7 protein-coding genes and 1 pseudogene are annotated in these 6138 nt (G+C 68.4%); 2 read left to right on the top strand and 6 right to left on the bottom strand.

Features of this window, described 5'->3' with window-relative positions:
• The 4 genes and pseudogenes from Ade02nite_RS48695 to Ade02nite_RS48680 all read right to left on the bottom strand — a co-directional run.
• The coding region (locus Ade02nite_RS48695; RefSeq protein WP_203778271.1) for a hypothetical protein at window positions 1-269 on the bottom strand (269 nt) is incomplete at its 3' end.
• Between the two features lie 49 nt (window positions 270-318).
• On the bottom strand, window positions 319-1449 hold the full coding sequence (locus Ade02nite_RS48690; protein WP_203778270.1) for a hypothetical protein: 1131 nt from the start codon (window positions 1447-1449) through the stop codon (window positions 319-321).
• Between the two features lie 85 nt (window positions 1450-1534).
• A complete protein-coding gene (locus tag Ade02nite_RS48685) occupies window positions 1535-1924 on the bottom strand; it encodes a hypothetical protein (protein WP_203778269.1) in 390 nt (129 codons plus the stop codon).
• 108 nt (window positions 1925-2032) lie between these two features.
• Window positions 2033-2437: pseudogene (locus Ade02nite_RS48680) on the bottom strand (DUF4259 domain-containing protein); the annotation flags it as partial.
• A gap of 557 nt (window positions 2438-2994) precedes the next feature.
• Here Ade02nite_RS48680 and Ade02nite_RS48675 point away from each other — a divergent pair.
• A complete protein-coding gene (locus Ade02nite_RS48675) occupies window positions 2995-3630 on the top strand; it encodes a hypothetical protein (RefSeq protein WP_203778267.1) in 636 nt (211 codons plus the stop codon).
• Window positions 3631-3693: 63 nt separating this feature from the next.
• Here Ade02nite_RS48675 and Ade02nite_RS48670 read toward each other — a convergent pair whose 3' ends face one another.
• A complete protein-coding gene (locus Ade02nite_RS48670) occupies window positions 3694-4338 on the bottom strand; it encodes a TetR/AcrR family transcriptional regulator (protein WP_203778266.1) in 645 nt (214 codons plus the stop codon).
• A 127-nt stretch (window positions 4339-4465) separates the two neighbouring features.
• Between Ade02nite_RS48670 and Ade02nite_RS48665 the strand changes: the two genes are divergently transcribed.
• Entirely contained in the window at window positions 4466-5245 is a 780-nt protein-coding gene (locus tag Ade02nite_RS48665; protein WP_203778265.1) for an SDR family NAD(P)-dependent oxidoreductase, read from the top strand.
• A gap of 89 nt (window positions 5246-5334) precedes the next feature.
• Here Ade02nite_RS48665 and Ade02nite_RS48660 read toward each other — a convergent pair.
• Window positions 5335-6138: hypothetical protein (locus tag Ade02nite_RS48660; RefSeq protein ID WP_203778264.1), on the bottom strand; the 804-nt coding region annotated here is incomplete at its 5' end.

The following is a 6138-nucleotide window of genomic DNA, read 5'->3' as shown; positions in this document are numbered from 1 at the left end:
TCCTGTCGTTCCGTGCCCTCGTTGCCGGGAACTTCCACCTTTTCCAGCGACTTCACCGCGGGAGAGTAGTACTCGTCGAAAGCGTGATCGAGCGTTTCGTGAAGTTTGGCGCCCGAAAGGGCCGACGTCGAGGTGTTGGGTGGCCAGTCCGTGTTCTGAACGTAGTATCCGGATTCGTCGACGGAGCCCTCGTCGGTCAACAGGCGATCCAGTAACCGGGCGAACCGGCCGCCGAGGGCATTTCTCGGGCGCGCGCTTGCGTCACTCATAGGTCACCGTCCCTGCTTGTACGAAGTGTACTTCGCCGGCTCCAGCACGTCAGCCCCCCTGTGTAGTCCGATTGGCGTCACTTTCCCGGGCCGTCTGGCGAGAGGCGAGCTGCATGAACGTCCAGGCGCGCACCACGTAAAAATAGGAAATGAGCAGCGTATTGCCCAGGGCGACCAGAATTAGCAGCGCCCAGGACGGCCTATCGACCAGCAATACGGTGAAGTCGAGGTACTTGCGGATGTTCGGTAATGGGACTCGGCTTCGGTGCAGAATGAAAAGGGCACTCGCGAGGACGGAGATGGCCGCGGTGAGAGCCAGCGACGACCGGCTGGCGAACGTTCCCTCGAGGAGCCGGCGCGTCGGGCGATCGAAGCCCAGCCAGGCCGCCGCGATGGCGGGAAAGGCGAGAAGCACCGCGGGAGCGTCCGTTCCGAGGTCTGTGACGTCACCGCGTGAGATGCCGATCCCGACGGCCCAGACAAGAACGGTGGAGGCGATAGCCGCGACCAGGGCCCGGAATGTTGACCCCGGTGGCGTCTCGAAGAACAGAACCCGCAATTTCGGCGGAGCGTTCGATGCGGTGTGCTCGGGAAAGAACCGGGTGTAGAAATGCGCGTACGTCTGGCCGAGACGGCGACGAAAGCGGTAGTACGGCGGCGCAATGGACGAGGCGGCCGGACTCGAGGCGCCTTTCTTCAGGAAAACGTCGATCCCAGGACAGTCCTGCTGTGCGAGATAGAGGCCTTCCTCGCTCTGCACGATGAGGTGATAGCTCTGCGCGGTTCCCGCCGCCGCTATGGGGATCTGCAAGGCGACGGGCCGGGCGCCGAGCATGATCCGGGCAACGCCCTTGAGCCATGCGGTGGCCCTGCTGTCGCCGTCCGAGATCTGCAGCGTCGGAATGACCGTTCGTTCCAGGGTGAGCGAGATTCTGCCCCGATCGTCCGGAAACGCGACCGCCACGATGGCATAGTGCGTGGTCAGTTTTTCGGTGAGGGTCCGCGCCAATTCGAGAGAGTCGTCGTCCTGCACCTTCAGCTTCGCGAGCGCGGCCGCGCCGGCGGCACTGCCCTCGTGGCCGCCCGTTCCCCGCTGCATGATGTCGTTCAGAGCGGAGTGTTCCGCCTCCACCGCCTCGGGCGGCAGCTCGTCTTCACCCTTCAGCGCATATGCGGCCATCAACAGAGTTCGCAACGCCCTGGCCGTCAGTTGCAGATACTCCCGGTATGTCAGAGAAGTGACGCGTCCACCGTCACCTTGTGTTTCAGGGACCGTTGGCTCGGTTCGTAGACTTCGACGACTCGCAGCCGGCAATCGCCGGCGCAATGATCGTCGAAGCGAATAACTTGGCCTGCGCGAGGCTGACGTCCGTGTCCGAGACGGCGGACTTCTGCAACTTGAACGCCTGCTCGGCGGGAAGGCCGATGACGTGCGGCGCGCGGCTCGTCTGCTGAAGCAGCCGGCCGTGGCGGAAGTACACGTAGGTCGAGATGACGAAGAGGAAGACCACGAAGGCGAGCACCTTCAGGAGCACCAGCGTGGTCATCCCCATGCCGTCGAAGGAGACCAGCAGAAAGACGAGCGACGCTCCGCACAACAACAGCACCGTGGCGCGGACCCACACCGGCGGCTTGCGGGCGGCCTTGTCCGGCACGAAAGTCTCCAGTCACTCGGATCGAGATACTGGCAAAGTCTGCGCGCCGAAATGCGAAACGGTCGGACCGAGCGTGCGTCGCCCCGCCCGATGGGGATCAGCCGCCGCTCACGCTCCGGAGAGCACCCGCGACAGGGCGGTGGCCGTGTCGCGCGCCCGGCTGGCGTCCGCCTCGGTCGCCCAACCCTGACGCCACGGACCGGCGACGAACAGCAGTGCGTCGAGCGCCATGCCCGCCAGCTCGGGCGCGGGTGCGGCCAGCCGGACGTCGGGAGCCAGGTCGTTCTCGGCCACGGTTTCGAGGCGCTCGCCGAACTGCCCTCCGCCGGGCAGCGACGCCGCGACGATCGCGGCGGCCGCGACTACTTGATCCGGGAAGTACTCCCGTCCCAGCAGCTCCGGCTGGTCCTTCACGAACAGGAACATGTGCTCCAACGCTGTTGCCCACCGCTCGGAAGGCCGCTGAGCGAGCTCTTCGAGAAAGTCCATGGCACCATCGCTCGAGAAGGCGCCGCTCCCGAAGGTTGCCGTGCTTCCCGTCCTCGTCGGATGACCGTTGCCATGAAGCTACAAGATCATGACGACCGGCTCGGGATGCGGTGCTCTCCGCGCCGGCGGTGTGAGCAAGGGCAGTTGGTAGGCGCATATCGGCAATACGATCGTGCGGTGGGGGCGGACTGCGGATCGGGGCCGCCACCCGCGACACCGCTGTACGAGACGTCGATCTTCGAAGTCCAGCTGGCCGGCTGCCCCGACGAGGACCTCACGTGCGGTGACGGACGCGATGACCAGGAATTGCGAGCAGCTCCCGTGACGCCCTCGGCGGTGAGCGCGCGCTGTGTGCCCGGGATCGATCAGATAGCCTCAGCGGGCGCGCCGGGCAAAGGCGGATGGGAAAGTCCGTTACCAGCGTTTCGCTGACGACCGCAAGGTATGAGCCGGTTCGAGTCCGGTAGCCCGGCGCGCGCCCGCCCGGCGGCCTGAGCGGATGCTGCCTTTAGGCCAGTCTCGCGCTATCCGGCGGTAATTCTCGGTCGCGCCTTCGACGGGGCGATCGGCAGACTGCGGGCATGTTGCTGACGATCGCGGGCTCGAGTTGCTCCGGTAAGACGACAGCGGCCCGTGCCTGCGCAGAGATCGAGAGACTTGTCGTGCACGACTTCGACGAGATCGGCGTTCCCGCCGGGGCGAACACGGCGTGGCGCCAGCGCAGCACAGAAGAGTGGATCCAGCGCGTGCTGCGCTATCAGGCCGAAGGTCTCGACGTCCTGCTGACCGGGCAGTCACCGTTGGGCGAGGTGCTGGCCAGCCCGTCGGCGACCGCGCTCGACGGGATCGCGGCCTGCCTGCTGGATGTGGCCGACCGTGTGCGCCGGCATCGGCTCGACAACCGTGACCCTGGCAAGTGGGACGCTGACGCCAAGCGGTCGTTCCTCGGCTGGGCGCGGTGGCATCGGGGGCACGCCGTCGATCCCCGTCACCAGCCCGAGGTGATCACCGCCGCCGGTTGGCAGTCGATGCGATGGTCCCGGTGGAACACCTGGTCCGCCACCGATCGCCGCTGGACCGTGCGCATCATCGACACGACCGAGCGGTCGGTGGAGCAGACAGCCGCCGACGTCGGGCAATGGATCGCCGGCGCACGCGTCGACTTCGCCGGCGGGCAGCTCAGCCTGGCGGCGGGGACGTGGACCACGGCCTCCTGACCGCGCGGGGACATCCGCACATCGGCTGGATCCGCGCTCTCGCGGCGTCGAGTGGCTTGATGATCACTTGGCCGGGCGATGACGTCGAGGGCGCTCTCCATACCGCGCAACCATGGTTCGGACGGCTTCGTCCACAACCGCTGTCGTGCGGGCCGGGGTCACCTTCCAGTCCGGGAGCACCAGCCTCGGCCAGAACAGGTAGTTGGAGATCATCCCGAGGAACTGCGTAGCGGCCGTCTCGGGGTCGGCGATGTCCGCGGTTCCCGCGTCGCGCTCGGTCGAGAGGTAGATCCGGACGGACTCGAAGTACGGCAGTTTGCCCTGCGAGAAATGTGCCTTGGCCAGTTCGGGAAAGCGTGGCAGCTCGGCGATGACGATACGGAACAGGTCGGCCATCTCCGGCCGGCTCACCAGCGTCGCGTAGCGCCGCCCGAGAACGGTCAGGCCGGCCGACAGGTCACCGGCGGGCGGCACGTCGGCGACGTCGTTCTCGGCCCACGAGTCGATGACGATGGCGTCGAACAATGCCGCCTTTGTCGGAAACTGCTTGAACAGCGTTGCCTTCGACACGCCGGCACTCTCGGCAACCCGCGCCAGGGATGCCCGGTCGTAGCCCAGCTCGAGGAAAAGCTCGGTGGCGGCCCGCACGATCAGGGCGCGCTTCTCGTCGGCCACGCGCTGGTGATAGGCCGACAGCGCTGGAGTCATGCGCCCATCATAGCGATGGTGAGTGGGTTGACTCACCACCTGCGGCGGCGTAGCTTCGGCGTGGTGAGTCGCCCGACTCACCACCCGGTCTCGGGTTGTCGTCTCCCGTACGCGCTCGGAGGATCCCATGTCCGGCTTCGCCAGTCAGACCGTTCTCGTGACCGGTGGCACCGGTGGGCAGGGGGCCAGCCACGTTCGCGCCCTGCATGCCGAAGGCGCCAACGTCGTCATCGGCGCCATCAATGCCGAGCGGGGCGCCGGCCTAGCCGCCGAGCTGGGCGACCGGGCGCGTTTCGTCCGCCTCGACGTCTCCCGGGAGGAGTCGTGGGCCGCCGCCGTCGCGGAGACCGAGAAGGCCTTCGGTGCGCTCACGATCCTGGTCAACAACGCCGGGGTGCAGAATCCGCCGGCCCTCATCGAGGCCACCGACCTGGCGACGTGGGCTCGCATCCTCGACATCAACCTCACCGGCACCTTCCTCGGCATCAAGGCGGCCGCCCCGGCGCTGCGGCGCGCCGGGGGAGGGTCGATCGTCAACATCGCCTCCACCATGGGCCTCGGCGGTACTGCCTTCTACGCGCCCTATGTCGCCGGCAAGTGGGCGGTCCGGGGGCTCACCCGCACCGCCGCCCTTGAGCTGGGCCGCGACAACATCCGCGTCAACGCCATCCACCCCGGCGTTGTCGCCACCCCGTTCATCACCGAGCCGGCGGCCGGCAGCGACACCCCGATCGCCGACTTCTACTCGCCCGAGCCGTACGCCGTCCCGCGGCTCGGGCAGCCCGCCGACATCACCGCGCTGCTGGTGTTCCTCGCCTCGCCGCAGGCGGCCTTCATCACCGGCGCCGAGTACGTCATCGACGGAGGGCTGCTGCTCGGCCCCGCATTGCAGAAGGAGGCCGCATGAGCCCCGCGGACCCGCTGGCGCACCTGCCGCACGAGATCAGGCGCGGTGGATCGCTGCCATCGTCGACGGCGCCGCGCCTGCTGTGAAGCTCACCAGCCGCCCTGGAAGAACGCCAGCAGGGCGGGCGCCGGGTCCGCCGCCGTCGAGATGTTCGCGGCCACGACGACGGCGAGGATCAGCGACCAGGCCGCCGCGAGGACGCCGACGGAGCGTGGCAGCCGGCGGGTCGGGCTCTTCCACGCCGCCACGGCCGCGATCACGGAGGCGGCGAGCACCACGGCGCCGGCGGCGGCCAGCGCCCAGTGGTAGAGGGCGAAGTCGCTGATCATCGTGGCGAGGGCGGGGCGGTCCTGGCCGGCGGTGCCGAGCTCCTGGCGGATCTGCTCCAGGGCCTGGCCGAGGCCGCCGGTGGCCGGGCTGTCCTGCAGCATCGGCAGCAGCGAGGCGAACGGGGCCGCGGCGCCCTGGACGTTCGCCATGACCACCACCACCGCGAACAATCCGAGCCCCGTGACGACGGCAGCGCCGGCCGCGAGCACCGCCCGGCCCCGCCCGGCCCGCGCGAAGGCCGACCAGAGGCGGGCGCCGAGCACCACCAGCACGGCCAGCAGCAGCGCGGCGATCACCGCCTTGGCGACGTGATAGCGGAACCAGTAGTCGACCACCTCGCGCAGGGCCGGGGACAGGTTCCGGTCACCGGACCGCCAGTAGTCGACGAAGCTCTCCTGAAGCGCGGCACTGAGCTGACGCTCACCCGCGTAGCCGGTGCCGCCGACACCCGCCAGCGGGCCCGGCGCGACGACGAAGGCGACCACGAGGGCCGCGGCGATCGCGCTCAGCGCCGCGACGGCGCGAGGGGAGAGCAGCATCGTCCGATAGTCACACACGCCCTC

It is taken from the genome of Paractinoplanes deccanensis (genome assembly GCF_016862115.1).
GTDB classification, from domain to species: domain Bacteria; phylum Actinomycetota; class Actinomycetes; order Mycobacteriales; family Micromonosporaceae; genus Actinoplanes; species Actinoplanes deccanensis.
Note: the sequence above shows the minus strand (reverse complement) of the source record. Positions and strands in the feature narration are given on the sequence as shown.

What these genes read in the sequence shown, in the direction of transcription:
- Ade02nite_RS48690 (WP_203778270.1), bottom strand. Translation starts at nt 1,449, where the DNA reads ATGGCCGCATATGCGCTGAAGGGTGAAGACGAGCTGCCGCCCGAGGCG.
- Ade02nite_RS48675 (WP_203778267.1), top strand. Translation starts at nt 2,995, where the DNA reads ATGTTGCTGACGATCGCGGGCTCGAGTTGCTCCGGTAAGACGACAGCG.
- Ade02nite_RS48670 (WP_203778266.1), bottom strand. Translation starts at nt 4,338, where the DNA reads ATGACTCCAGCGCTGTCGGCCTATCACCAGCGCGTGGCCGACGAGAAG.
- Ade02nite_RS48665 (WP_203778265.1), top strand. Translation starts at nt 4,466, where the DNA reads ATGTCCGGCTTCGCCAGTCAGACCGTTCTCGTGACCGGTGGCACCGGT.